Annotated in this window: 17 protein-coding genes; 13 read left to right on the top strand and 4 right to left on the bottom strand. The window is 62.4% G+C overall.

From position 1 onward, the window contains the following. Positions 1-85: 85 nt before the first annotated feature. From RGQ15_RS02060 to RGQ15_RS02005, 12 genes are all read left to right on the top strand, one after another. Entirely contained in the window at positions 86-925 is an 840-nt protein-coding gene (locus tag RGQ15_RS02060; protein ID WP_311158553.1) for a fumarylacetoacetate hydrolase family protein, read from the top strand. Between the two features lie 133 nt (positions 926-1,058). After that, positions 1,059-2,165, top strand: a complete 1,107-nt coding sequence (locus tag RGQ15_RS02055) for an ABC transporter substrate-binding protein (RefSeq protein ID WP_311158552.1) — start codon at positions 1,059-1,061, stop codon at positions 2,163-2,165. A 51-nt stretch (positions 2,166-2,216) separates the two neighbouring features. After that, complete coding sequence (locus RGQ15_RS02050) at positions 2,217-3,065, top strand: ABC transporter permease (protein WP_311158551.1); 849 nt, start codon at positions 2,217-2,219, stop codon at positions 3,063-3,065. Continuing rightward, positions 3,062-3,844 (top strand): ABC transporter permease, encoded by a 783-nt coding sequence (locus RGQ15_RS02045; protein ID WP_311158550.1) that lies wholly within the window; start codon positions 3,062-3,064, stop codon positions 3,842-3,844. Before RGQ15_RS02050 ends, RGQ15_RS02045 begins: the two co-directional genes overlap by 4 nt. Then, entirely contained in the window at positions 3,841-4,881 is a 1,041-nt protein-coding gene (locus tag RGQ15_RS02040) for an ABC transporter ATP-binding protein (protein ID WP_311158549.1), read from the top strand. The genes RGQ15_RS02045 and RGQ15_RS02040 overlap by 4 nt, the downstream gene beginning before the upstream one ends. A 231-nt stretch (positions 4,882-5,112) precedes the next feature. Next, the gene (locus tag RGQ15_RS02035; RefSeq protein WP_311158548.1) at positions 5,113-6,240 is read left to right on the top strand and encodes a Gfo/Idh/MocA family protein; all 1,128 of its coding nucleotides are present in this window, start codon (positions 5,113-5,115) and stop codon (positions 6,238-6,240) included. A 15-nt stretch (positions 6,241-6,255) separates the two neighbouring features. Beyond that, positions 6,256-7,122: a hypothetical protein gene (locus RGQ15_RS02030; RefSeq protein WP_311158547.1), complete on the top strand. Its 867-nt coding sequence runs from the start codon at positions 6,256-6,258 to the stop codon at positions 7,120-7,122. 3 nt (positions 7,123-7,125) lie between these two features. After that, positions 7,126-7,917 carry a WecB/TagA/CpsF family glycosyltransferase gene (locus RGQ15_RS02025; protein WP_311158546.1) on the top strand — a complete coding sequence of 264 codons (792 nt, stop codon included), beginning with the start codon at positions 7,126-7,128 and terminating at the stop codon, positions 7,915-7,917. A gap of 288 nt (positions 7,918-8,205) precedes the next feature. After that, the gene (locus tag RGQ15_RS02020) at positions 8,206-14,487 is read left to right on the top strand and encodes a type I polyketide synthase (protein WP_311158545.1); all 6,282 of its coding nucleotides are present in this window, start codon (positions 8,206-8,208) and stop codon (positions 14,485-14,487) included. Positions 14,488-14,490: 3 nt separating this feature from the next. Next, positions 14,491-15,483 carry a glycosyltransferase family 2 protein gene (locus RGQ15_RS02015; protein WP_311158544.1) on the top strand — a complete coding sequence of 331 codons (993 nt, stop codon included), beginning with the start codon at positions 14,491-14,493 and terminating at the stop codon, positions 15,481-15,483. Then, positions 15,480-20,147: a MupA/Atu3671 family FMN-dependent luciferase-like monooxygenase gene (locus tag RGQ15_RS02010; RefSeq protein ID WP_311158543.1), complete on the top strand. Its 4,668-nt coding sequence runs from the start codon at positions 15,480-15,482 to the stop codon at positions 20,145-20,147. The genes RGQ15_RS02015 and RGQ15_RS02010 overlap by 4 nt, the downstream gene beginning before the upstream one ends. Further along, the gene (locus RGQ15_RS02005) at positions 20,144-20,764 is read left to right on the top strand and encodes a 4'-phosphopantetheinyl transferase family protein (RefSeq protein WP_311158542.1); all 621 of its coding nucleotides are present in this window, start codon (positions 20,144-20,146) and stop codon (positions 20,762-20,764) included. The genes RGQ15_RS02010 and RGQ15_RS02005 overlap by 4 nt, the downstream gene beginning before the upstream one ends. On the opposite strand, the gene RGQ15_RS02000 is transcribed toward RGQ15_RS02005, so the two are convergent. The 4 genes from RGQ15_RS02000 to RGQ15_RS01985 all read right to left on the bottom strand — a co-directional run bounded on the left by RGQ15_RS02000 (position 20,745) and on the right by RGQ15_RS01985 (position 25,238). Continuing rightward, positions 20,745-21,950, bottom strand: coding sequence for a glycosyltransferase family 4 protein (locus tag RGQ15_RS02000; protein WP_457621028.1), 1,206 nt, complete (start codon positions 21,948-21,950; stop codon positions 20,745-20,747). The two genes, RGQ15_RS02005 and RGQ15_RS02000, sit on opposite strands and share 20 nt — an antisense overlap. A 405-nt stretch (positions 21,951-22,355) precedes the next feature. Next, on the bottom strand, positions 22,356-23,009 hold the full coding sequence (locus RGQ15_RS01995) for a sugar transferase (RefSeq protein ID WP_409201294.1): 654 nt from the start codon (positions 23,007-23,009) through the stop codon (positions 22,356-22,358). Between the two features lie 418 nt (positions 23,010-23,427). Beyond that, positions 23,428-24,258, bottom strand: coding sequence for a glycosyltransferase (locus tag RGQ15_RS01990; RefSeq protein WP_311158539.1), 831 nt, complete (start codon positions 24,256-24,258; stop codon positions 23,428-23,430). Then, positions 24,255-25,238 carry a glycosyltransferase gene (locus tag RGQ15_RS01985; RefSeq protein WP_311158538.1) on the bottom strand — a complete coding sequence of 328 codons (984 nt, stop codon included), beginning with the start codon at positions 25,236-25,238 and terminating at the stop codon, positions 24,255-24,257. The genes RGQ15_RS01990 and RGQ15_RS01985 overlap by 4 nt, the downstream gene beginning before the upstream one ends. Positions 25,239-25,424: 186 nt before the next feature. Between RGQ15_RS01985 and RGQ15_RS01980 the strand changes: the two genes are divergently transcribed. Further along, positions 25,425-26,105, top strand: a complete 681-nt coding sequence (locus RGQ15_RS01980) for a CpsD/CapB family tyrosine-protein kinase (protein WP_311158537.1) — start codon at positions 25,425-25,427, stop codon at positions 26,103-26,105. Position 26,106: the final 1 nt, after the last annotated feature.

Raw genomic sequence — 26,106 nt, 5'->3', positions numbered from 1 at the left:
CTCCCTCGGACGTTGTGGAAAGGGACGTGACAGTCCGGTGACTATCATGCATCGTCTGGCAAAAGCCGTGTGATCGAGGGAATGGATGAAGGCGTTGTTTCTGGGCGCAGTTTTGGGCTGCGGCATGACGGTGGCAAATGCTGCCTGCCCGGATTCGTCGCTGATGCAGAATGCGGCGCGGGGATGGATTGCGGGCCAGAGGCTACCTGATCCGGTCGTTCGGAACATGGATGACGCGAATTGCGCCTATACCTCGTTCCGCGCGGTTCTCGAGGCCGAGATGGGACCGCCGGTCGGCGTCAAGGCGGGGTTCACATCGAACAATGTGCGTTCGCGGTTCGGCATCGATGAACCTGTTTCCGGACTGCTCTTTTCTCCGATGCTCTTGCCCAGCGGAAGTCGGCTCAGTCTGCAAGGCAGCCGGGCGCCCTATTACGAAGCTGACCTGGTTGTGACTGTCGGCGATCCGGCGATCATGCGGGCGACGACGCGCGAAGAGGCGGCGGCCGCCCTCAAGGACATCCGGCCATTCATCGAGATCCCGGATATTGCCTTTTCGCGCGGCACGCAGCCCACGGCCACGCTCATGGCCGCGTATGGCGGGATGCCGTGGCGGGGCATCCTGGGTGAGGGGGTGCCGATCTCGGCGCTTGCTGACCCGGTGAATGATCTTGCCGAAATGACCGTGCGGCTGAAGCTGAACGGCGAGACGATCGCGGTTGCGCGTGGGGACGAACTTCTGGGCCATCCGCTGGACGTCGTTTTATGGCTGGTGAAGCAGGGGCGCTATGATCTGAAGGTGGGCTCGATCATCTCGCTTGGGGCCTTTGCGATCTTCGCTCCGGCGGTGCCGGGGCAGAAAATCGAGGCGGAATACAACCTGGCCGGTAAGGCCGCCAAGGCTTCGGTCACCCTGGCGCCTTGAACTGCCCGATTTTCTCTCGGAGCAAAGAAATTGCTTTGCATAGCAGAAGGTTGTGTCGCAACACTGTCATCGGTCGTCGCTAGGTGGCACGGGATGCCGCCGATCGCGGCACAGATGGAACGGAGTTTGCGACATGACGATTCAATCGACTGCGACCGGACTTGCCGCACTGATCGCGCTGGCTGCCTCCGGGGTGGCGTCGGCGCAAGATCTCGCTGCGCTGGAAGAAGCCGCCAAGGCCGAAGGCATGCTGACGACGATTGCCTTGCCCCACGACTGGTGCGGCTATGGTGCCGTGATCGAGGGGTTCAAGGCGAAGTACCCCGAGATTCAGGTCAACGAGCTGAACCCCGATGCGGGCTCGGCCGACGAGCTTGAGGCGATCCGCGCCAACAAGGACAACAAGGGTCCGCAGGCCCCCGACGTGATCGACGTCGGTCTGTCCTTCGGCCCGCAGGCCAAGGATGAAGGCCTGATCCAGCCCTATAAGGTCGCGACCTGGGACACGATCCCGGATGACGCCAAGGATGCCGAGGGTTACTGGTATGGCGACTATTACGGCGTGATGGCCTTTGGCGTGAACACCGATCTGATCGATGCGGCTCCGACATCGTGGAAGGATCTCACGAAGCCAGAATATGCGAACGCTTTCGCGCTGGCAGGCGACCCGCGCGCGTCGGCGCAGGCGATCATCTCGGTCATGGCGGCGGGCATCGCGAACGGCGGCGAAGCCGGCGAGGCCTCGGGCCAGAAGGGCATGGAGTTGATGGCCGAAGTGAACAAGGCCGGCAATTTCGTCCCGGTCATTGGCAAGTCGGCGACCATCGCCCAGGGCGCCACACCGATCGTCACCGCTTGGGATTACAACCTGCTGAGCTGGCGTGACGGTCTGAACGGGAACCCGCCGGTCGAAGTCATCATTCCCGAGGACGCCGTTGTCGCGGGCGTCTATGTGCAGGCGATCTCGGCCTTTGCGCCGCATCCCAATGCCGCGAAGCTCTGGATGGAATACCTGTATTCGGACGAGGGGCAGCTCGGCTGGCTGAAGGGTTACTGTCATCCGATCCGCTTCAATGACCTCGTCAAGGCCGGCAAGGTCCCGCAGGAAATGCTGGACGCGCTGCCCGAGGCGGCAGCCTATGAAAAGGCGATCTTCCCAACCCTTGCGCAGCAGGAAGCCAACAAGAAGGTCGTGACCGAAGGCTGGGACAGCGCCGTCGGCGCCGCGGTCAAGGAATGACGTGAACGACCTCGCCCTGTGGGGCGGGGTCACCCATCTGGCGGGGCGGTGATGCGAAGGATCGGTTGGAACTGGCTGGGCGTCCTGCCCTTCTTCGCCTTTGCGGCGCTTTTTCTCGTGTTGCCGACGATGAACATTGTCATCGGCGCCTTTCGCAACCCCGAAGGCGAGTTCACCCTTGCCAACCTGGCCGGACTGTCCGCGCCGCGCATCGTCGACAGCTTCGCCATCTCGATCAAGGTTTCGCTGGCATCGGCTACGCTGGGCTGCCTGATCGGCTTCGCCATGGCCGCTGCCGTCGTGATGGGAGGGCTGCCGGGCTGGTTGCGGGGGCCGCTGATGACCTTTTCCGGGGTCGCCTCGAATTTCGCGGGCGTGCCGCTGGCCTTCGCCTTCATCGCGACGCTGGGTCGGGTGGGGCTGGTCACCATGCTGCTGAGGCAATGGTTCGGCATCAACATCTACGCGATGGGTTTCAATCTCTTGTCGTTCTGGGGGCTGACGCTGACCTACCTGTTCTTCCAGATCCCCCTCATGATCCTGATCATCACCCCCGCCCTTGACGGCCTGAAACGCGAATGGCGCGAGGCGGCCGAGGTGCTGGGCGCGAGTACCGGCCAGTATTGGCGCATGGTGGCCCTCCCGATCCTGTTCCCATCGCTTCTGGGAACCTTTGCGCTGCTCTTTGCCAACAGCTTTGGTGCGGTTGCCACGGCTTACGCGTTGACCGGGTCGTCGCTTTCCATCGTGCCGATCATGCTCTTCGCCCAGATCCGCGGAGACGTGCTGCAGGACCCGCATCTGGGCTATGCCATGGCCTTCGGCATGATCGTGGTCACGGGCATCGCCAATCTCGCCTATGTCATCATGCGCAGCCGGGCCGAAAGGTGGATGCGATGAGACGTCTCTGGTCCTGGGGCGCGCTCATCCTTGGCGCGCTGTATTTCCTGCTCCCGCTGATCGGAACGATCGAGTTCTCGTTGCGGATGCGGCGGGGGGAGTATTCCCTTGATGCCTATCGCTCGGTGCTGGCTGATCCGAACTTTCGCGCGACTTTCGGCTATTCGGTGGCGATGGCGCTGCTGACCATCTTGCTGGGCGTACTGATCGTGGTGCCGACCGCATATTGGGTGAGGCTGCGACTTCCACGTCTGCGTCCGGTGATCGAGTTCGTGACCCTGCTGCCATTGGTCATCCCGGCCATCGTGGTCGTCTTCGGTTATATCCGTCTTTACAACACCTCATCGCTCCTGCCCCTGACGGGATCGGCAACGGGAACGAACCTGCTTCTGCTTTGCGGCTATGCGACGCTGGCACTGCCCTACATGTACCGCGCCGTCGATACCGGGCTTTCGACGCTGGATGTCCGGACCCTGACCGAAGCCGCGCAATCCCTGGGCGCGGGCTGGGTTCGGATCATCGGCAGCCTTATCATGCCCAATGTCCTGGGTGCGGTGATGTCCGGGGCCTTCCTCAGCTTTGCCATCGTGATCGGCGAATTCACCATGGCCGCCCTGCTGAACCGCCCCGCCTTCGGCCCTTATATGCAGTTGCTGGGGGCGAACCGGGCATATGAACCTGCCGCGCTGGCGGTGATCGCCTTTGGCGCGACATGGGCCTGCATGGGACTGCTGCAACTGATCTCCCGCCTGGCGGGCGTGCGAAAGACCGCAAAATGAGCTTTCTGAACCTTGAGCATCTACAGAAATCATTTGGTCCGACGAAAGTCGTTCATGACTTCAACCTCTCCATCGAGAAGGGGGAGTTCGTTTCGTTCCTCGGCCCATCGGGCTGCGGCAAGACCACCGTCCTGCGGATGGTGGCGGGCTTCGAGGGACCGTCCGAAGGACGCATTCTGATCGACGGGCAGGATGTCACCCGGCTGCGCCCGAACCAGCGTCAGATCGGCATGGTCTTTCAGGCCTATGCGCTATTTCCGAATCTGACCGTGGCGGAAAATGTGGGGTTCGGGCTGAAGGTCGCGGGTGTGCCGCGCGCCGAGCGCGGTCCGCGCGTGCAGGAAATGCTTGACCTGATCGGGCTTCCCGAACTGGGCGGACGCTATCCCTGGCAATTGTCCGGTGGCCAGCAGCAGCGGGTCGCCCTGGCTCGGGCCCTGGCGCCGCGTCCTCGGGTCCTTCTGCTGGATGAGCCCCTTTCGGCCCTTGATGCGAAGATTCGCGTTTCGCTGCGCAACCAGATCCGGGAAATCCAGCAGCAATTGGGCATCACCACCATCTTCGTCACACATGACCAAGAAGAAGCTTTGTCCATCTCGGATCGCATCGTGGTGATGCATCGCGGTGTCGCCGACCAGACGGGAACTCCCCGCGACATTTACAATCATCCGGCCACCGACTTCGTCGCCGGATTTGTCGGGACGCTCAACCGCTTCGACGTCGAGGTGCTGGATGCCGGAAGCGGGCGCGTGCGCGTGGAAGGGGCGGAGTTCTCGCTGAACCGCCCGCTTCCCGAGGGTCCGATCACGTTGGCCGCCAGGCCCGAGGGTCTGGTGCTGTCAGATCAGGGGATTGCGGCCGAGGTGACGGGCGTCGAATTCCTGGGCTCGGTCCAGCGACTGCGCATGCGCGTGGGTGCGCGCGAAATCCTGCTTGACCGTTTCAACGCCCCCTCGGCCGCCTTGCCGCAACCGGGGCAGCTGGTTCATCTTTCGCCAGACGGCACGAACTGGCTTTTGCTGTCCGGCCGGGCCTGATGTCTTACGATTTCCATGAAGGGATCATTCGGCGCTCTGCAATTCAGCAATGCCTCTTGAATTGTCACACGATTTTCATTGGGATCTCGATTTTTGGCTCCGGCCTGTCTTTATCGTCAAGATCACGCGGCGGTTGCACGGTTCGGCAATATCGCACTTGTCGGGTTGGATGAATGCAGTGATACAGGAAGCGATTTTCTGATCATTTGTTTAATGGAGTCGTGAGAACGCATGACTACAGGTGTGATCGATACGAGGCGGGTGCGTATTGCGGTTGTTGGCCTCGGAAAGATGGGATTATCGCATTTTGCCATGGTCAACGCGCATCCCAATGCGGATACGATTGGATGCGATGGTGCAGGCTTTATGGTCGATGTGCTTTCCAAGAACATCGCGGCCCCGATCTACCGCGATTATGACAAGCTTCTTGCCGAACAGGAACTGGACGCGGTCGTAATCGCGACACCTTCGCGTTTCCACGCGACGATGGTTCGTGCGGCTCTGGACAAGGGTATTCACGTCTTCTGTGAAAAGCCCTTCTGCCTTGACTGGCAGGAAAGCGAAGCGCTGGCCCAGCTCGCCGAGCAAAAGGGGCTGATCAATCAGGTCGGCTATCATTATCGGCACGTGGGCGCTTTTCGCGAGATGAAGCGGATCGTCCAATCCGGTGCTCTGGGGCGGATCACACATGTTCTGGCAGAGGCTTATGGCCCGGTTGTCCTGCGGCCCAAGAACGCCACCTGGCGGACCCAGAAGACCGAGGGCGGGGGCTGTCTCTACGATTATGCGGCCCATCCAATCAATCTTCTGAACTGGTTCTTTGGTGCGCCAGCGCAGGTTTCGGGATCGGTGATGAACTCGATCTTCTCGGAAAGCATCGATGACGAGGTGTTCTCGACCTTGCGCTGGGATGACGGGCCGACGGCGCAACTCGCGGTCAACTGGAGCGATGAAAGCCATCGCAAGATGTCCACCAAGATCAGCATGATCGGGACGAATGGGCGGGTCTATGCGGATCGGCAGGAATGCCAGCTGTACCTGCGCAAGGCCGATGCGACCCTGCCCGACTACGATCAGGGATGGTCGGTAAGATACACGACCGAGTTGACCGAAGATGCTTGGTTCTACCTGCGCGGCGAAGAATATTCCGATCAGCTCGACGCCTTCATCAGCGCGGTTCGTGACCGCAAGGGCAATATCTCCAGCAATGATTTCCGTTCGGCCGCTGAAACCGACCGAACCATGGCCATGATCATTGCGAACTGCGCAAGCGGGCAGTCCGTCGGTGAACCGCCGAAGCTGTCCTCGTCCAGCCCGTCCCGGCGCAAGTCCGGTTTCGGCTGGTTGCGGCAACGCTGACGGGAACGCATATACATGGACAAGCTGCTATTCGGTGACAACCAGTTCTTTGGCATCAATCACATGTCCGAAGAAAAGGCGCGGGCCCAGGCCATGCGTTTCCAGAACCTCGACGCGATCATGGAGGTGTTGGATTCGGCCTATGACGAGGGGATTCGGACCTTCATGTGCACGACCCATGACCGGGTTGCACAGATCGCCAATCGCATCGGCGCAGATCGGTCGCGCTACGCGGATTTCACCTTCTATCCCTGCATGCCCTATGCGCACAAATACGCCAATGCGGTGACGGAACACGGCATCGTCGGCGCCTTGCGCGGCTTCATGCCGGCAGATGGTCTGCTTGGGGCCGCACTGGCCGGGGGCAAGGCACTCGCGACAAAAGAGGTGGACGGCATCGCCAAGGTGCTGATCGACATGGAAATGAAGATGTTCCAGGGTGCAAAGGCGCCCGTCGTCTTCATCCAGAACGTCTTCACGGACCTTCTGCTGGGAATGGGCTTCACCCGTGCCTTCCGGATCTTTCACGATCACATCACCCAGAAATACAACGCCGAGCCGGCCTATATCACGATGAACATGCCGGCACTTCTCGATGCACTCGAGAAGGAAGGGATCGAGCGGCCGATCATCTGCTCGAACATCAACAAGATCGGCTTCAGGATGTCCGGGGGATACGACCGCTATCTTGACGCGCTGAAGTCGGGAAGGGTGCGCGCGATTGCCATGTCGGTGTTTGCCAGCGGGGCCATTCCTGCCGATGAGGCCATTCACTGGATCTCCGAACTGCCGGGGGTCGAGTCGATTGTCTTCGGGGCATCCTCGGCCCGCAATATCCGGTCGACCCGTGAACTGGTCGATCGCTACATGGGAGGCGTCTGAGCCATGTTCGACATGAGCGCGAGCGATTCCGCCGTGGCGCCGCCCTATCGCGAAGTGCCAATCCTGAACGCCTATGTCCATGATGTCACCATGGACGAGCTGGTCGAGAAGTTTCGCGAAGGCCTGCTGCTGACCCTGCATGTCGACATGATCATGAAGTTGCAGCAGGATCGAGAATTCTATGACATTTTCGACCAGTTCGACGTCGTGACCTGTGACAGCCAGATCATGTATTTCGCGCTGAAACTGCTTGGTACGCCGGTGCGAGAGCGTGTCTCAGGCTCGGATTACTTCCCGAAATTCTACAACCGATACAAGGACGACCCCTCGGTCACCATCTTCCTGTGCGGTGGAAAGCCGGGCGTGGCGGATCTTGCCGCCGAAAAGATCAATGCGAAAGTCGGTCGGCGCATGATCGTCGGCACCGATGCGCCGCCGTTCGATTTCGAAAAACGCGAGGGCGAGGTCGATCGCATGATCGACAGGATCAATGCCAGCGGGGCGACTGTCTGTCTGGTCGGTCTGGGCGGAGGCCGGCAGGAAAAATTCATCGTGAAATATCGCGACAGGATGCCGAACGTCCGCCTTTGGCTCCCACTGGGCGGCACGATCGACTACGAAAGCGGAACCTTCGACCGACCCCCGTCCTGGATTACAAACATGGGCTTCGAATGGCTCTATCGTCTGGTCAAGGAGCCGCGCGCACGCTTCCACCGCTATGTTGTCCATGAACCGCCCTTCGTATGGGCATTCCTGAAACAGCGGTTTGGCATTTACCGGAACCCGTTCGGGTAGTTGCGCCCCCTAACTTAAGTCACGCGCGACCTGCCAAGTGCGTATGACGCGATCGCCATTGCGCGATCTTGCTGCGATTGGCCTCGGGTCGGCGGGCGATGAAAGGGTCGTGAACACGGTCCCAACTCATTGCAAAACAAGCATTCGCAGGCCGGGCTGTCGAAAAAGGCAGGGTGCCCTTCATCATTAACTATTGGTGCATGGGCCGGGATTCGATATGCCAAATACGCGCACCAGTTGTTTCGTGTTCCGTGCCGATAGGCAGTATTGATTGAAAGAGGGATTTTCATGGCCTTCATTCAAGACCCGGTGTCAGAAACGGATATTGCGATTGTCGGAATGGCGGCGCAATTACCCGGCGCCGCAGATATTTCCGAGTTCTGGGACAATCTGTGCCGAAATGTCGAATCGATCCAGCCGGTAGCACAGTCCGATCTGCTGGCCCGCGGCGAGTCGCGCGCGCGGATAGCGGACCCGAATTACGTGCCCTCGGCCGCAATCCTGGGCCGGTTCGATGAGTTCGACGCCGAGTTCTTTGGCCTTTCGCCGAAGGAAGCGGCGATCATGGACCCCCAGCACCGCAAGTTCCTTGAAACCTGCTGGCACGCCCTTGAGGATGCGGCACATCCGCCCGAGCGGTTCGACGGAAATATCGGCGTCTGGGCCGGCTGTGGCATGGGCAGCTATTTCTACTGGAATGTCTGTTCGAACCGCGATCTGGTCGACGGGGTCGGACATTTCCTGCTGCGTCACACCGGCAATGACAAGGATTTCCTGGCGACACGGGTCAGCCACATCTTCGATCTCAAGGGCCCCAGCATCAACGTGCAGACGGCCTGCTCGACTTCGCTCGTCGCGGTCCACATGGCGTGCCAGTCGCTTCATTCCGGCGAATGCGACATGGCACTGGCGGGCGGCGTGACCATCGAGATGCCGCATGGTGTGGGCTATCTCTACAAGGAAAACGAAATCCTGTCGCCCGATGGCCATTGTCACGCCTTTGATCACCGGGCGCAGGGCACGGTCTTCGGCAGCGGCTCGGCCGTCGTCGTCCTGCGGCGGCTCAAGGACGCGATTGCGGATGGCGACCATATCTGGGCCGTCATCAAGGGGTCGGCCATCAACAATGACGGCGCGGCAAAGGCCGGTTACCTTGCCCCCAGCGTCGAGGGGCAAGCGCAAGCCATCGCCGAGGCGCTGGTGATGTCCGGGGTCAGCTCGGACAGCATGGGATATGTCGAGTGTCACGGCACCGGGACCGCGCTTGGCGACCCGATCGAGGTCGCGGCGCTGAACCAGGCCTATGAGCGTGTCTCGGACGGGGCGCGACAGGGCCCGTGCCGGATCGGGTCGGTCAAGACGAATATCGGGCATCTGGATACGGCGGCAGGCAGTGCGGGGCTGATCAAGTCGGCGTTGGCCGTCCATCACGGGCGCATCCCGGCAAGCCTTGGCTATGAAGCGCCCAATCCCGCAATTGACTTCGAGGGTGGCCCCTTCGAGGTGAACGATCGCCTGTCCGACTGGCCCATGGCGGGTCTGCGTCGGGCGGGTGTGAATTCGCTTGGGGTGGGTGGTACCAATGCTCATGCGATCCTCGAAGAGCCCCCCTTGCCGGAAGCAAGCGGCGAGTCGGACTGGCCGTTTCATATCGTGACCGTGTCGGGGCGCAGCAAGGCGGCAGTCGACGCAAATAGCGCCGCGCTGGCGACTTGGCTGGGCGCGAACTCGGGCACGAACATGGCGGATCTGTCCTATACGCTGACACAGGGCCGGCGGCTGTTCGATCGCCGCCGCATCCTCGTTGCGCATGACGCGGCCGAGGCGGCGACGCTTCTGGCCGACCCCGATCCACGCCTTGTGTTCGATCATCAGCTGGTCGCGGAAGGGGCGAGGCCGGTTTTCATGCTGCCGGGTGGTGGTGCGCAATATGCAGGAATGGCCCGCGGGCTTTACGAGACCGAGCCGGTATTCCGCGAATGGATGGAGCGCGGGCTGGATCACATGGCGCAGGCGCATGGCGCCGATCTGCGCACGCTGTGGCTGCCCGAGCCGGGAAACGAGGCCGACGCGGATCAGCGGCTCTTGCAGCCTTCGTTGCAATTGCCGCTCTTGATGATCACGGAATATGCGCTGGCACAGCTTTGGATCAGTTGGGGCGTCAGGCCGGACGCGTTGATCGGCCATTCCATGGGCGAGAACACGGCGGCCTGCATCGCCGGGGTCATGTCATTCGAGGATTGCATCGGTCTTGTCCGCCTGCGCGGTCTGCTGATGGACCGTGTGCCGGCGGGTGGGATGCTGAGCGTTCCGCTTGGGCCCGCCGAGTTCCAGGCCGAACTGGGCGATCTGGATCTGGCGGCGGTCAACGGGCCGGGACTTTCCGTCGTCTCGGGACCGGATGCAGCGCTTGAGATCTTTGCCGCGAAGATGGCGGCGCGCGACGTCGAATGCCAGCGCATCGCGATCTCGATCGCGGCGCATTCGCGAGTGCTCGATGGCGTTCTGGATGAATTCCGTGCCTATCTCGCCTCGATCCGGCTGAGCGCGCCGCAAATCCCCATCATCTCGAACCAGACCGGAAAACCATTGACCGAGGCCGAGGCCACAAGCCCGGATTACTGGGTCGCCCACCTTCGGGGCACGGTGCATTTCGCTGACGGGATCGCCTTTCTCGGGCAGGACCCGGAGCGGATCTTCATTGAGGTTGGTCCCGGTCGGGCAATGCAGGCCATGGCCAAGGCGCATCCAGCGGTTAGTGCGAACCAGGTCATCTCGACGCTGCGCCACCGCGATCACGATACCGGAGACGACACCTACTTCATGGCAGCGCTTGGCCGGGTCTGGGTCTGCGGCGGTGAAATCGACTGGAGCCAGGTCTGGGGCGACGCCCGCCGACAGCGCCTTTCGCTGCCGGGCTATGCTTTCCAGCGCAAGCGGTATTTCATCGAACGATCCAACTCGGGCGCGGCCAACGTCGAGACCGAGCTGGCGCGGATCGAGGATCCCGTCGAATGGGGCTGGCGGCCGGCATGGAAGCTCGCTTCGCCTGGGATCGAGATCGGCCCGTCCGGCCCGGTCGTCGAAGGCAGGCGCAACTGGCTGATCTTTGCGGATGAGATCGGGATAGGCGAGCGCCTTGCTGTCCTTCTGCGGGATCGCGGTCAGCGGGTGACGGTCGTGCGGATCGCCGATACCTATGCCGACAAGGGGGAGGGCACCTTTACACTGCCGGTCGAATCCGATCGCGAGGGATATGAGATCTTGCTGGCCGCGTTGGCCGGGCAGGAGATGGTTCCCGATCGTATCCTGCACCTGTGGTCCCTGACGCAGGGCCAAGGCTTCCGGCCCGGTTCGAACCTTCTGAACAGCAGGCTCGAGCGCGGCTATTTCGGGCTTCTCCATCTGGCTCAGGCGATCGCGTCCGAACTTCCGGATGCGAAGCTGGATCTCATCGCCATCTGCAACGATGCCCTTCAGGTCGCGGACGAGGCGGCTCCCGTTCCCGAAAAGGCGACGGCGGCGGGACCGATCCGTGTGCTCCCGCACGAGATGCCGAACATCGCGGCGCGACTGGTCGACATCCGCCTGTCCGAAAAGCGGGGCGCGACCGAAGCGGCGGCAGCGATGCTTCTGGAGGAGGCGATTGCTCCGTCGGGGGCCTCGCTGGCTGCATGGCGCGATGGGCGCCGGTTCGAGCAAGCGCTTGAGCGGGTGCCCCTGGCAGATGACGGCCTTGCTGGGATTCCTGAAGGTGCGGTCTGCCTGATTACGGGTGGTTTGGGAGGGATCGGCCAGAGCATCGCGCGCGAACTGGCGCGGCGCGGAGCGGCGAAACTTGCCCTGACGACGCGGGGCAATGCCGAAGCAGGGCCGGTGCTCGCCGCGATCCGCCAGCTCGAATCGGAGGGCGCCGAGGTCATCGCACTAAGTGCCGATGTCACCAGCCCCGAGGACATGACCAAGGCGATTGCCGAAACACGCGCCAGGTTTGGCGGGCTGGATGTTGTCCTGCATGCCGCAGGCACGGTACGCGACAGCCTGATCGCCGCGAAAAGCGACGATGACAGCTGGGATGTCCTGGCGCCCAAGCTTTTGGGAACGCGTGCCCTGATCGAAGCGCTGGCCTCTCAGCCAGTCAAGCTGACCGTGCTATTTGCATCGACCTCGACGATGATCGCGCCTGCGGGGCAGGCCGATTACGTCGCGGCGAACGAGTATCTGAATGCGGTCGCACGCGCTGCGCCTGCCGCGCTTGGACGGGTGGTCGCGGTCAACTGGGGCGTCTGGGCGGATACAGGCATGGCAGCGCGAGCGCTCGGCCTGCAGAATGCTGCGGTCGCCGGTGCGCCGGTCGATCGGCCGTTGCTGGATCAGGCCATGCCGCTGCCCGGAGGCAGGGAATTCCGCACTGCGATGTCGTTGAGCCAATGGATCATCGGCGGGCACCGCACGGTTACGGGTCAGGCATTGATGCCGGGAACCGGCTGGATCGAACTGATCGCCGAGGCGGCTCTTGAATCCGGCTTGAAATTGCCGATCGCGATCCGCGACCTTGAGTTCCAAAGACCCCTGCTGGTCAGCGACACGGCGCTTGTGACCACGCGGGTCGAACCCGCGGGAGACGACTTCCGGATCACGATCCTCGACGATCCGCAAGGCGAACCCAACGTGATTGCCCATATCGCCGCGCTCGATCGCGGCGCGCCCTCTCGACTGACGGCCGAGGGTCCCTGGGATCAGGATGGCGAGGGCGCCGCGCTTCCTTCGGCGCAGGACAGGCAGATGGATTTCGGTCCGCGCTGGCAGGTTCTTCGCCGTTTCCGGATCGCCCAGGACGAGGGCGTGGCCGAACTCGCCTTGGCGCCCGAATTTGTTGGCGAACCGGATCAGGGCTGGCTCGTCCATCCCGCGCTTCTGGACATCGCGACCGGCTGGGCCATGCCGCTGATCAAGGGCTGGACGCCGGATCATCTCTGGGTGCCGATGGGATACCGTTCGATCGAAATCCTGGGGCGGCTTCCCTCGCGGGTCATAAGTCGTATCCGCAACGCGGGTGAGAACAGTGATGCTCAGGGCATGGCACAGTTCGACATCACTCTTGCCGGTCTGGACGGCACGGTTTGCATCGAAATTCGGGGCTTTGCACTGCGCAAGATGTCCGCGCCAATCTCGGCCGCACCCCAGTCCCACCGACAACCTGCGCGCAGCCTCTCTCCCGCAGAACGCAGGCTGCATCACAATATCAGCCAGGGGATTCCCGCGGCCATTGGTCCGGTCATGCTGTCGCGCGCGATTTCGACCGGGCTTTCGCAAGTTTATGTCTCTTCGCTGGATCTCACGGCGCTGATCGCTGAGGCCGGTGTGACCGAAGCTTCGGCCCCGGCCGAGGGCGGTTTCGAAAGGCCCGATCTCGACAGCGATTTCGTCGAACCGGCGCCCGGTGTTCAGGCCGAGCTGGCGGCAATCTGGTCGGATCTTCTAGGCATCGCGCAGGTCGGCGCAGCCGACAGTTTCTTCGACCTCGGCGGGCATTCTCTGATCGCCGTGCGCATGTTCGCGCAGGTTCGCAAGGCATTCGGTGCGGACATGCCTATCTCGACCCTGTTCGAAGCCCCGACGATCGCCGAGCTTTCGGCGCTGATCGAGGAACAGACTGGCCCGCGCGAATTGGCTGCTGACAATGTCCACCCGCTGCCGGGCAATGCGCGGGTGCAGCGCCGCTTCCTTGTCGACATGGGGGGGCGCGGCGAGGGCACGCCCTTCTTCATGGTGGCCGGCATGTTCGGCAATGTCATGAATCTGCGCCAATTGGCCCAGCGGCTGGGCGCGGATCGGCGTTTCTACGGTTTGCAGGCGCGCGGCCTTCTGGGTGAGGACGAACCACATGGCAGCTTCGAGGACGCGGCGCGCGACTATATCGCCGAGCTTCGCGAGGTTCAGCCGCATGGACCATACCTGATCGGTGGTTTTTCCGGTGGCGGGCTAACGGCCTATGAGATTGCGCGTCAGTTGCGTGCAGCGGGCGAAGAGGTCGCCATGCTGGTGATGCTCGACACGCCCCTGCCGCTTCGGGAAAGCCTGAACCGCGCCGACCGGCTGCTGATCCGCCTGGGCGAATTCCGCGAGAACGGGCTCAGCTTTTTCAAGACCTGGGCCAAAAACCGCATCGCCTATGAAATCAGCCGTCGCCGCAAACAGCAGGCGCTGGATGCCGGGGCGAAGGCGGATGAAGGCAGCTTTCACGACCTGGCGATCGAGGCGGCCTTCCTTTCCTGGCTGCCGCAGATGCAGCTGTCGAATTGGGATGGTCCCGTCGCGCTGTTCCGACCGCCGCTCGATCCGCGATGGAAGGTTTCGGGTGGTCGCTATGTCAGCACCCAGCGAACCTATCTTCTGGAAGATAACGGCTGGTCGCCCTGGATGCCGAACCTGAAGGTGATCGAGGTTCCGGGAGATCACGATTCGATGGTGCTGGAACCAAACGTCCGGCGCATGGCCAGCCTGCTGCGCGACATCCTGCGCGATGCGGATGGCGATGCGCCAGCACGGACGAAAGCAGCGGAGTAGGGAATGGACCAGGCGATGAACCCATCGGTGCAGGTCATCGTTCTAAACTGGCGTACAGCCTCACTCAGTCTTGCCGCAGCCGAAGCGGCTTTGCGGGAGCTTGAGGGTATCGCGGGCGGCGTGACGATCGTCGACAACGATTCCGGTGACGGCTCATATGACATCCTGCAGGCAGAGGCCGAGGCGCGGGGTTGGCTGGCCTCGGGTCGGGTCGCGGTGGTCCAGTCGGGTTGGAACGGGGGGTTCGGGGCCGGCAACAATCACGGCATCCGGCAACGCTTACCGGATGGAGGCAGGCCCGATTTTGTCTATCTGCTGAACTCGGATGCCATCCCGCAACCAGGGGCTATTCGCGCGCTGCTTGTTCGGCTGATCACCCATCCCGAGGCGGGTATCGCTTGTTCGCGGCTGAGGGGGCCCGACGGAGAGCCGCACCAGACCGCCTTTCGCTTCCCCAGCGTCGGGGGCGAGTTCGAGGCAGCAAGCAAGACCGGCCCGATCACCAGGCTTCTGCGCAAGAAGGTCGTGGCGCTTCCGCAGCCCGGCCAGTCATGCCCTGTGGACTGGTCGGCCGGCGCCTCGATGATGATCCGCACGGATGTGCTGGATCAGATCGGGCTCTTCGACGAGGGTTTCTTTCTCTATTTCGAGGAAACCGATCTCTGCCGACGTGCCGCCGCAAAGGGCTGGCAGACGCATTATGTCGTGGAAAGCGAGGTCGAGCATATCGGGTCCGCCAGCACGGGCATGAAAACCTGGAAGCGCGTGCCCGACTATTGGTACGATTCACGACGCCGCTACTTCGAGAAGCACCATGGCAGGATGGGTGCGCTCTGGGCGACGGCCGCGTTCATCGGGGGCACGGGGCTATGGTCGCTGCGCTGCCTTGTCCAGCGGCGACGGACCGAAATTCCTGAAGGCCATATTGGGCGGCTGATGCGCCATGCATTGCGGCGCCAGCCCATGCCGGTTCATGTTGAAAAGGGTAGGCCATGACGCATTTTTCAGCGATTCTAGTTGGTAACGAACTTCTTCTGCGTCATGCGGCAGAAACGCTGCTTGAGCGGGGTCACAGCATATCCGCCATCGTGACGCGCAATCCCGACCTGATTGCCTGGGCGCAATCAACCGGCCTTGCCGTTGAAGACCAGGACCAGCCGATGCCTGCGGAAGGGCCGACGGCCGACTGGTTGTTCAGCGTGGCGAACCTTTCGCTTCTCAAGCCGGAAATGCTGGCGCGCGGTCGGCTGGGGGCCATCAACTTCCATGATGGGCCCTTGCCAAGGCTTGCCGGTCTGAATGCGCCAGTCTGGGGGATCATCGGGCAGGAACCGCAACATGGCGTCACCTGGCACATGATCGAAGGCGGCGTGGACGAAGGCGACATCCTTGCGCAAAGGCTTTTCGATCTGCGCCCTGACGACACGGCGCTGACCCTTAACGCGCGCTGCTTTGCCCGCGCGGCGGAAAGTTTCCCCGAGGTCGTCGAGCAATTGGAAGGGACAGGCCCGGCCCGCCAGCCACAGGATCTGTCGCAGCGCAGCTATGTCGGAAAATACAAGCGTCCCCCTGGCGCAGGGGTGATCGATTTTTCTCGCCCATCGGCCGAGATCGGGGCCCTGGTTCGAGCGCTTGACCATGGCGGCTATTGGAACCCGCTGAACGAGGCGAAGGTGCGTCTGGCCGATGGACGGCTGCTGTCCGTGGCATCGTTCGAAGGGTTCGGCACTGGCTCGGCTGCAGCGGGAAAGGTGCTTGCGGTTGATGGCAAGACGGCGACCGTCTCGACGGCCGACGGCGCGGTCATCCTGGCATTTGCCGGCGAAATGCCGCCCTTGGGTGGCGTCATCCCGCCGCTCGCGGGCGATGATCTGGCGCGTCTTGACGAACTGGCCGCGCGCGCCGCCCGACATGATGAATGGTGGCGCAAGCGCCTTGCGGCGATGAGTCCGGCCGTTCTGTCCGGCGAAAGCTCGGGCGAAATCGCGACCATCGAGTTGATGCCCGGCCATTCGGAGGAACGTGTGGCGCTGGCCGCGGCGCTTCTGGCTCGTCTGGTGGGGCAGACCCAGTTCGATCTGGCCGTGCGACCGGCTTCGCTTCCTGCGGATCGGATTGTTGCAGATTGGCAGCCGCTTGACATCGACGCCCCGGCCGAGAGCAGCCTGTCGGAACTTTCGCAGAAGATCTCAACCGCGCTCGACGAAATCTCTGCACATGACTTCTTTCTGGACGATCTGATCCGTCGCGCTCCGGAATTGCGCGACGCCGCGACCCCGGACCTGGCCATCAATCTGCGTGAGCAGTCGGGCATGCCCGGCGCCGCGCTGACCATCGCGCTGACTGACGGGCGCGCGGCGCTGATTCACGACACGGCTCGTGTAAGCGGAGTTCAGGCGCAGCGCATTGCGCGGGCGCTGGACGCCGGACTGTTACTGCCCGGCGCGACGCCACTGCGCGACATTTCCCTGCTGGATGCCGAAGAGCTGCAGGATCTGCTCGTCAGACGCAACGACACCCGGCTTGACGTGCGCCTGGCCTGCATTCACGAACTCATCTCGGAAGCGGCCTTGGCGGACCCTGATGCCGTCGCGCTTGCCTTCGAGGACAGGACCCTGACCCGCGGACAACTCGAACGTGCGGCGGACGCGCTTGCATCAAAGCTCGTTCAGATGGGGGTCGTCCCCGATCAACCCGTCGGCCTATTCGCAAAGCGCTCGCCCGAACTGGTGATCGGGGCGCTGGCAATCTGGAAGGCGGGCGGGGCCTATGTGCCCCTGGACCCAGACTATCCGGGGGACCGGATCGCGCTTTACGTTGAAGACAGCGGCGCGCCCGTCGTCCTGGTGCAGGACGAGATCGCGGATCGCCTGCCCGCAAGCCGCGCGCAAGTCGTGACCATTCCGGGGGATGTGCCCGTGGGCCTTGTCGCGGCTCCGGTCACGCCGGTTGGACCGCAGAACCTCGCTTACCTGATCTATACCTCCGGGTCGACGGGACGGCCGAAGGGAGTCATGGTTGAGCATCGCAATGTCGCGAACTTCTTCGCCGGCATGGATGCGGTGATCCCGCATCAGCAGGGTGATGCCTGGCTTGCGGTCACGAGCCTGTCCTTCGACATTTCCGTGCTCGAGATCTTCTGGTCGCTGGCACGTGGACTGCGGCTGGTGGTCGCCGGCGAGGAATCGCGGCTGGCCGTTTCGGGCAAGGCTTCGGTCGAGCCCCGCCGCGAAGTGCAAGGCGGGATGGAGTTCAGCCTGTTCTACTGGGGCAATGACGACGGGCCTGGGCCGCGCAAGTACCAATTGCTGCTGGATGGGGCCCGCTTTGCCGATCAGAATGGCTTCGTTGCACTATGGACGCCTGAACGCCATTTCCACGCTTTTGGCGGACCCTATCCGAACCCGTCGGTTTCGGGTGCGGCGGTGGCGGCGGTCACGAAGAATATCGCGGTACGCGCCGGCAGTTGCGTCTTGCCACTGCATCACCCCGCCCGCGTGGCCGAGGAATGGGCGGTCATTGACAACCTGACGGGCGGCCGTGCCGGGCTGGCCATCGCCTCGGGCTGGCAGCCCGATGATTTCGTGCTGCGCCCCGAGAACGCTCCTCCGAACAACAAGTCTGCGATGATCGCCGGCATCGATCAGCTGCGACGCCTGTGGCGTGGCGAGGTGGTCGAGTTTCCCCGCGCAGGCGGGGGCAGCTTTGGCGTCGTGACCCAACCCCGGCCGGTCCAGAAGGAATTGCCGCTGTGGATGACGGTTGCCGGCAACCCGGATACATGGGTCGAGGCAGGACGACTGGGCATGAACGTCCTGACCCATCTTCTGGGCCAGAGCATCGACACGGTCGCGGCGCGGATCAAGGATTATCATGCCGCATTGCGGGAAGCCGGACACGAGCCTGCGGATTTCACGGTGACCCTAATGCTGCATACCTGCCTCGCCGAGGATCGCGAGACCGCGCGGGAAATCGCACGCGAGCCGATGAAGAATTACCTGCGCAGCGCTGCGGCATTGGTCAAGCAATACGCCTGGGACTTCCCGGCCTTTCGCCGCCCTGCGGGGATGAGCAACCCGATGGCGATCGATCTCGGCACCCTGTCGGAAGAAGAACTGGACGGCATCCTCGAATTCGCTTTCCTGCGCTATTTTGAGGATTCGGGCCTGTTCGGTTCGCTTCAGGACGGGATTGACCGCATCGAGCAGCTCAAGACGATCGGGGTGGGGGAGGTGGCCTGCCTGATCGATTACGGCATCGCTCCGGATCAGGTGCAGGGGTTCTTCCCGCTTCTTGCGCAGCTCAAGACCGAGGTAAATCCGCAGGCGGATGAGCCCGAGCCCGGCGATTTTTCCATCGCGGCGCAGATCCGGCGCTGGAAGGTCACCCACCTGCAATGCACGCCGAGCATGGCACGCATCCTGGTGTCCGACCCGCAGGTTGCCTCCAGCATGGCGGCGCTGAAATGCGTGATGGTGGGGGGCGAAGCTTTGCCGCCGGCACTTCTCGCCGATATCCGGAAAATGACCCATGCACGCGTGCTCAACATGTATGGCCCGACCGAGACGACGATCTGGTCGACCACTGCCGATGTGACCGAGGCGCCCGAGGTGACCTTGGGGCGGCCCATAGCCAATACGCAGCTATATGTTCTGGACGGTGATGGAGCGCCGGTCGCGCCGGGCGCACGGGGCGAGTTGTGGATCGGCGGGCATGGCGTCACGCGCGGCTACTGGAAGCGGGAGGATCTGACCGCAAATGCCTTCCGACCCGATCCTTTCGTGCCCATGGATCGCGCCTCGCCCTGGGGTGCACGGATGTACAGAACGGGAGACCTCGTGCGATGGCGTGACGATGGTGGGCTGGACTATATCGGTCGCGCCGATCACCAGATCAAGCTGCGCGGTTTTCGCATCGAACTTGGCGAGATCGAGGCGGCGCTGGGGCAGCAACCCGGCGTGCGCGAGGTGGTCGCCCTGGTGCGGGAAGACGTTCCCGGCGACAAGCGGCTGGTCGCCTATCTTACCGGCAGCCCGGATCTGTGCGAGAAGAAGTTGCGTGAGGCCCTGATCGCAATTCTGCCGACGCATATGGTGCCGGGTCGGATCATCCGCCTGGAACGGATGCCGCTGACGCCGAACCGCAAGATCGACCGCAAGCAGTTGCCGTTGCCGGGCCCCGCTGGCGCGGCACCCGCCTTTCCGGCGGTGGTGGCAGCCCCGGCGGCCATCGAGGCCGCCAAGGCTGCCTCGGTCGCTGCGCCGACCGAGGACCTGGAGCAGGCGGTGCATGCGCTTTGGTGCGAGGTGCTGGGAGTTCCCCAAATCGGCGCGCGCGACAATTTCTTTGCGCTGGGGGGGCATTCGCTTTTGGCGATCCAGCTTCATCGCACCATGCGCGAACGGCTGGCCTTGCCGCGACTGGGTGTCACGGACATCTTCCGCTTCCCAGTGATGGCGGATTTTCTCCGCCACGTGGTGAGCCTTGCACCCACTGGCGAGACTGCCGACAAGCCGGTCGCGCCACCCACCGCGGCCGAGGCATCGTCGCGTGCCGCATCGCCATCCGTTGCGCCTGTCCCAGAACCCGCCGTCGCCGCCGCAGGAGATGCCATGGCGCGCCGTCGCGCGCTTCGGGCACAGCTCCGCGGTGGACGATGAGCGATGCCGAGGCGCTGCGCCGCCTTGCGCAGCGATTGATCCCAGCGGGTTACGCCAGTGCCGTTGCACCGCTTGACGGGCCCGTGCCCGCTCTGCTGCCAGACGAGGCCTGCGTGGTTCTGCGCGCAGTTCCCAAGAGATGGCGAGAATTCGCGATCGGCAGGGCCGTGCTTCGAGAAGCGATAAGGGGGGCAGGGCACAATCTGCCTGCCGACCTTCCGATCCGCGCGCGGCCGGACAGGATGCCGGATCTGCCCGAAGGGGTGAGAGCCAGCCTGTCCCATGCCGGTAGATTCTGTATCGCGATCGCTGCCCCGCCTGGCGGAGCTTCGGTCGGCATCGACCTTGAGCCCCTTGACGGCAGAAGACTCGGCGGCCTGGCAGACGCGGTCGCACCCTACCGGATGGATCGCGACGATGCGCTACTCGCGTTCTGTATCAAGGAAGCGCTTTTCAAGGCGCAATTTCCGCTGACCGGCAGGATGCTGGATTTCAGCGACGTTCCCGTGGCGATCTCTGGCAGCCGCGCCCGTGCTTGCCTGGGCCGGCGGCTGATCTCTGCCCGCTGGGGGAAGGCGGTGGGCCATTATCTTGCCATCAGCCTTTGGCGCGGATGAAAAGTTGGCTCAGTATTTCGGCCGAGCGTGCAATGTCATGGCGTTGGGCGACGCGCTGCAGCGCGGATTGACCCATTTGCGCCATGCGTTCACGAGAGGTTGCAGCGGCAGCGAGCATGGCTTCGGCCAGGCTCTCGCTATCCCCGGCGGGAACGAGCCATCCTTCCCTGCCGGGGCGCACGAGTTCGGGGATGCCGGCGATATAGGTCGAAATGACAGGCCGCCCCCGCGCCATCGCCTCCATGATGACGACGGGTAGACCCTCGGCAAAGCTTGGCGTGACCAGAGCGTGGGCGGCATCCATCGCCGTGCGTACGCCTGCCTCATCCTGCCAGCCAAGAAGTCGAACAGCCTGCGTCATGCGTTCCGAGGAGATGATCGTCTCGATCTCGCGGCGCAATTCACCATCCCCGACCAGCGACAGACGAAGGCTGGGATCAGCTTTCCAGGCCTGCGCAAAGGCGCGAATGAGCAGGCCAAAGCCCTTCTGCTCGGCGAAGCGCCCGACCGCGACGAGATGAAGCGGCCCGTCTGGCAAGGCTGGTGGGCTTTTCCAATGATTCAGATCCAGACCGCAATGGACCACCTTGACCTTGCCGATATCATCGCTGCGGGCCCAGCGAAGCATTTGCGAGCGGCCGAAGCTGCTGACGGTCACGCAGAATTCCGCAAGCGCGAGCTTGCCACTCAGGTCCAATGCCTCGGGACGGTCGAACTCTTCCGGGCCGTGAACGGTAAAGCTGAAGCTTGGCCCCCCGAGCATCCGTGCATAGGAGGCAACCCGCGCCGAATTCGTGCCGAAATGTGCGTGGATATGATCCAGGCCAAGCTCCTTCGCCCGCGACGCGAGCCTGGCCCCCTCAGCCAGATAGATGATCTGCCGCGGCAAGCTCGATTCACCGCCAGCAGCACGCTTCTTGGCGAGGGAAAGAGCCCCGGCCAAGCCCTGTCGGTTGTGCAGTGCATGGGCGGAAAGACCCGCGAGCAACCCTCTGCCGCCAATATCGAGGATGCGTTCGGTCAGTTCGTGCTCCTCCAGGTCGGCGGGATCGCTGAGAACTGTCGCATCACCCTGATGGGCAAAGCGGTGAACATGCAGGCCCTGTTCTTCGAGAGCCCGTATTTCGCGCCGGATGAAACTGTGAGAAGGACGCGGATAGAAATTGACCAGATAACCGATTCGCAGCTTGTAAACCTCTTTTCACCGTCCCTTGGGGAGGGGCTGTGGTGTATTATTACCGAATAGGCCGGTTTGTGCTCAGTTTTTTGTAATAATGGGCAGATATGACCCCTTTGTAGGGGATCGCGAACAAATGGCTAGAGATTCGCTGACCGTTCGGCACTATTTGTGTATATAGAAATCATAAAGCTCTTGGAGGCTCAACTGACCGGTATTCTGACCATAGGCGTCGTGATTGCGTCGATTTGTGCAATCCTTGGGCTTCTCGCCCTTGAGATGCCCATTTGGGCTGGATTACTGCTATATCCGGTCAGTGGTTCGGCTGTAACGCTCTTTGCCGCATGGAGGCGGTATCGCTGCATCGATCGCCAAGAAAATGGCCATTGAATCAGATCGCGGCTTTGAAACCGTTCAGTAACCTGTGCAGCGAAGTACCACGCCGGCGGTCTTGGCGATGATCGAAACATCCGCGGCGAAGCTCATCTCTGCAGCGTATTGAGCATCAAAGGTGGCACGTGCCGCGAACGTGCTGTCGTTACGGTCCGAAATCTGCCACAAACCGGTCACACCGGGACGCAGGTGATAATAGTCCGCACCGGGATACAGCTGCGCCTGATCCAGCATCATGGGGCGGGGGCCGACCAGGCTCATATCGCCCAGGAACACGTTCCACAGCTGTGGCAGCTCGTCCAGAGAACTTTTGCGCAGGAAATGACCGATTGGCGTGATCCGGGGATCATTCTTCAGCTTTTGGGTCGAATCCCATTCCGCCTTGGCCGCAGGGTCCTGCGCAAGATATTCGACCAGCTTCTGATCGGCATTCTCGACCATCGTGCGCAGTTTCCAAAGTCGGAAGCTGCGCCCTGACCGGCCAATCCGAAGCTGAGTGTAAAACGGCTTGCCGCCTTGGCACAGGATGATGAGCGCGAGAATGGCGACCACCGGAAGTACGATCGGTGCGGCCATGAGGATTGCCAGCACGTCCAAAGGACGTTTCGCGAAACGCTCGTAAGCTGAGCTTACGGCGGTTTTCCTGGCACGGGTTCCGGGGATGTTTTGCAGCATCGGCCCGACGGAATCGAATTCGGACGTTATAAATCTATTGGACTGCTGCATTGGTAAACCTACTGTAATCGGTACAAGTCGGGCAATCGTTACACGGGCAGTATAGCGGTGCCTTTTAATAAAACTAGAACGAAATCGCCGACTGTCGAAAAGGATAGGTTTCTATCATTTCAATGCGTTGTCGTGGATGCCTTGCGGACCTGACCCCGGCCCTTACCCGATGCTTGGCCACCTTGCGCCGATGGAGCCTTTCATTCGCCCAGCACGACTGATCCTGTTTTCGCGAGCAATCCAGGGTTGACGGGGATTGCCAATGCCAACCTTGAAAACTGTCAGCGTTGCCAGTCCGGGATTTGCCTTGCACAGCAAGCGGAACCGAGCGGTGCCCCAAATTCTCTGCGGCATCGACAACGCAAATTCAGCGGCCTCGCGCCCATTTCTGTTTGTTGCGACCAAGCCGAACGGCCAGCGCAACTGCGGCATAGATTGCGAATCCCAAAGGGTCGGCGGCGGCCAATCCCATCAGTTCGGATCGGTCAGGACGCACATGCCCTTGGCGCTCGGGAAGCTCGGGGAAATCGCGCGCAATCTCGGCCACTCCCAGATCCTGGCGACGACGCACCCGCACGAGACGCGCGAACCCCTCGGCGATGGGCCAATCATAAGGTTCATCAACGAGGATGCGTTCCTCCTCGGTAAATTGCAGACGCGCAAAGGTGTCGTCCGATATGATCGCGGGGAAGTTTCCCCAGCGTGCGCGCCCCGGCGGGTTCACCGCGAAAAGACCGGCTCCGGTGACGCCGCGATGGACGAAGGGCAGCTTTTGCCAGAACCGGGCGTAGTTGCGCGAGACGAAGCTGCGCGCGGGCGAAACAACCAGACGCCCGCCGGCATAACGGGGTTCTGGGGTGTCGAGAGCTTGCACCAGACCGCCGAGCAAGCCGGGCGACATGCGGATATCCGCGTCCAGATAAACGCGAACGGAGTCCGGATCAGCGCAGCGATCGCCGTGGTTGAGCGCGCCGGTCTTTCCGCCCTGTTCCAGTTCCTCGACCTTCAGCGACCAGGATCTGCGGGAAAACTCTGCCTGTCTCAGCCTCGCCCGCTTAGCGGTCGCATCGCGGCAGCCATTGGCAATCAGGATGACCTGCACAGGCCCGACGTGATCCTGGGCCAGCAGGCTGTCGAGACAGGCATCGATATAATCGGCTTCGTCATGGGCGGGGATCAAGACGGTGCAAGGGATCATTTGTACTCGATCAGTCCGGAACGACGCCCGATCAGGCGCCTTAAATGGAATTCGATCACACCGCGCGCCTCGGGGAATTTGCCCAGCAGAGAATACAAGGCGTGCGACCAGCGGTCGGTGTCGTCGGGGTCCCGCATGGCCAGGCGAATGACCTGCGCCGGGTAGATTAGCAACAATGCCCAGGACCAGGGAGTCATCATGGCGCCCAGAAGAATGACCAATGGCAAAAGGACCGCCCAGAAAACCGATCGCAATGTCTCGCGTCGCCAGAACCCCTCAGGGCCATCGCGATAGCGCCACGACACCTCGGCAAAGGCGTGGCCCGCCCGTCGCGACCGTTGCGCCCATTGCCCGAACCGGGTCATCGCCGCGTCATGCAAGGTCATGGGGGCGTCCAGCCGATGGATGCCCCAGCCCGCGCGGGCGATGCGCAAGCACATCTCGGGTTCTTCGCCGGCGATCAGCGTCGGATCGAAGCCACCGATCTCGCGCAGGGCGACATGGCGGGCAAGCATGTCGCCTCCGACAGCCTGCGCCGGGCCGATCGGAGTATCCCATTCCGCGTCGCAAAGACGGTTGTAGATCGAGGATTCCGGGTGAAGTTCACGACGCCGACCGGCGACGATCGCGAGGTTTTCGTTCGCGCTCAGCGCGGCGAGCGCCGTCGCGATCCATTCCCCGTCCACCTCGCAGTCGCCGTCGACGAACTGGACGAACTCGGCATCGCCCGCACGGTTCAGCCCGGCGTTGCGGGCGCGGGCCGCGGTGAAGGGAAGGCTCATGTCCAGCCGGACGATCTCGGCGCCAAGCTCTGCCGCACGCTCGGCGCTGCCATCCGTCGATCCGGAATCGACATAGATGACACGATCAACCTGCGGGAGAAGCGAGCGCAGACAGCGCACCAGCCTTTCGCCTTCGTTTCTGCCAATTGCGATGGCAACGACACCCTGTGGCGAAACTGCCGCGCCAAGGTGTTCCACCTTTCCGTCTTGCGCCATAATTTCAGTTGTCCCGATCAGTCAGGGGAAGCTAGCATGGCGCTGTCGACAAAGTCATGGGTTCGCTGAGCCCGATCGCTGGCTTTGCATCAGAAGCGGCAGAGGGGCCACAGCTTGCAGGCCGAGACAGGGAAGACACCGGGCAGATCGTCCACGAACGAGATTGCGTTGCGCGGACCGCAGCTTGTCTCAAGCAAGTTCATCCGTCAGGAGGCGTCGCGCTCGGCAGCCGATGGCGAGCACGCTCGCATCATTATGGATCGCTTTTCGATCCTGCGGACGCGCATCCTTCGGGAAATGCGCAACCACGGTTGGCGCAGACTTGCGGTGGTGCCGCTAACAAAGGGCGCAGGGGGGACGTTCGTCGCAATCAACCTGGCCCTGGCCCTTTCGCGGCAGAAGCAAACCGAAGTCATTCTTATGGACCTTGATTTCGGCGATCCTTCCGTATCTGCCGAGTTGGGCGTTCCGGGATGCGAGCCGGTAACCGATGCAATTTTGCAAGGGCACAGGCTCAGCGACCTGGTCAATATCGTCGAAGAAGCACCGAACCTTTCCATCCTGGTTCCCGGCCATGCGGAACCGGACGCAGCCGAGCTCATTCAAAGCGAAGATTTTTCAAAGGCGATGACCGATTTGCGAAATCACTATCCCGCCTCGATCGAGATCATTGATACTGCTCCCCTGATCGGCGGAGACATGGCGCTTGCCACCTTGCCGCTGGCCGATGCCATGCTGTTGGTGGCGGATGGCCGAGAGGGGACAGCGGCTGATATGACCCTGGCGCAGCGTCTGTTGAAGGACATGCCGCCCGTCATGGGCGTCGTTCTCAATAAATCCGAAGATTGAC

The sequence above is a fragment of the Paracoccus sp. MBLB3053 genome (assembly GCF_031822435.1).
In the GTDB taxonomy this organism is placed as follows: domain Bacteria; phylum Pseudomonadota; class Alphaproteobacteria; order Rhodobacterales; family Rhodobacteraceae; genus Paracoccus; species Paracoccus aurantius.
Note: the sequence above shows the minus strand (reverse complement) of the source record. Positions and strands in the feature narration are given on the sequence as shown.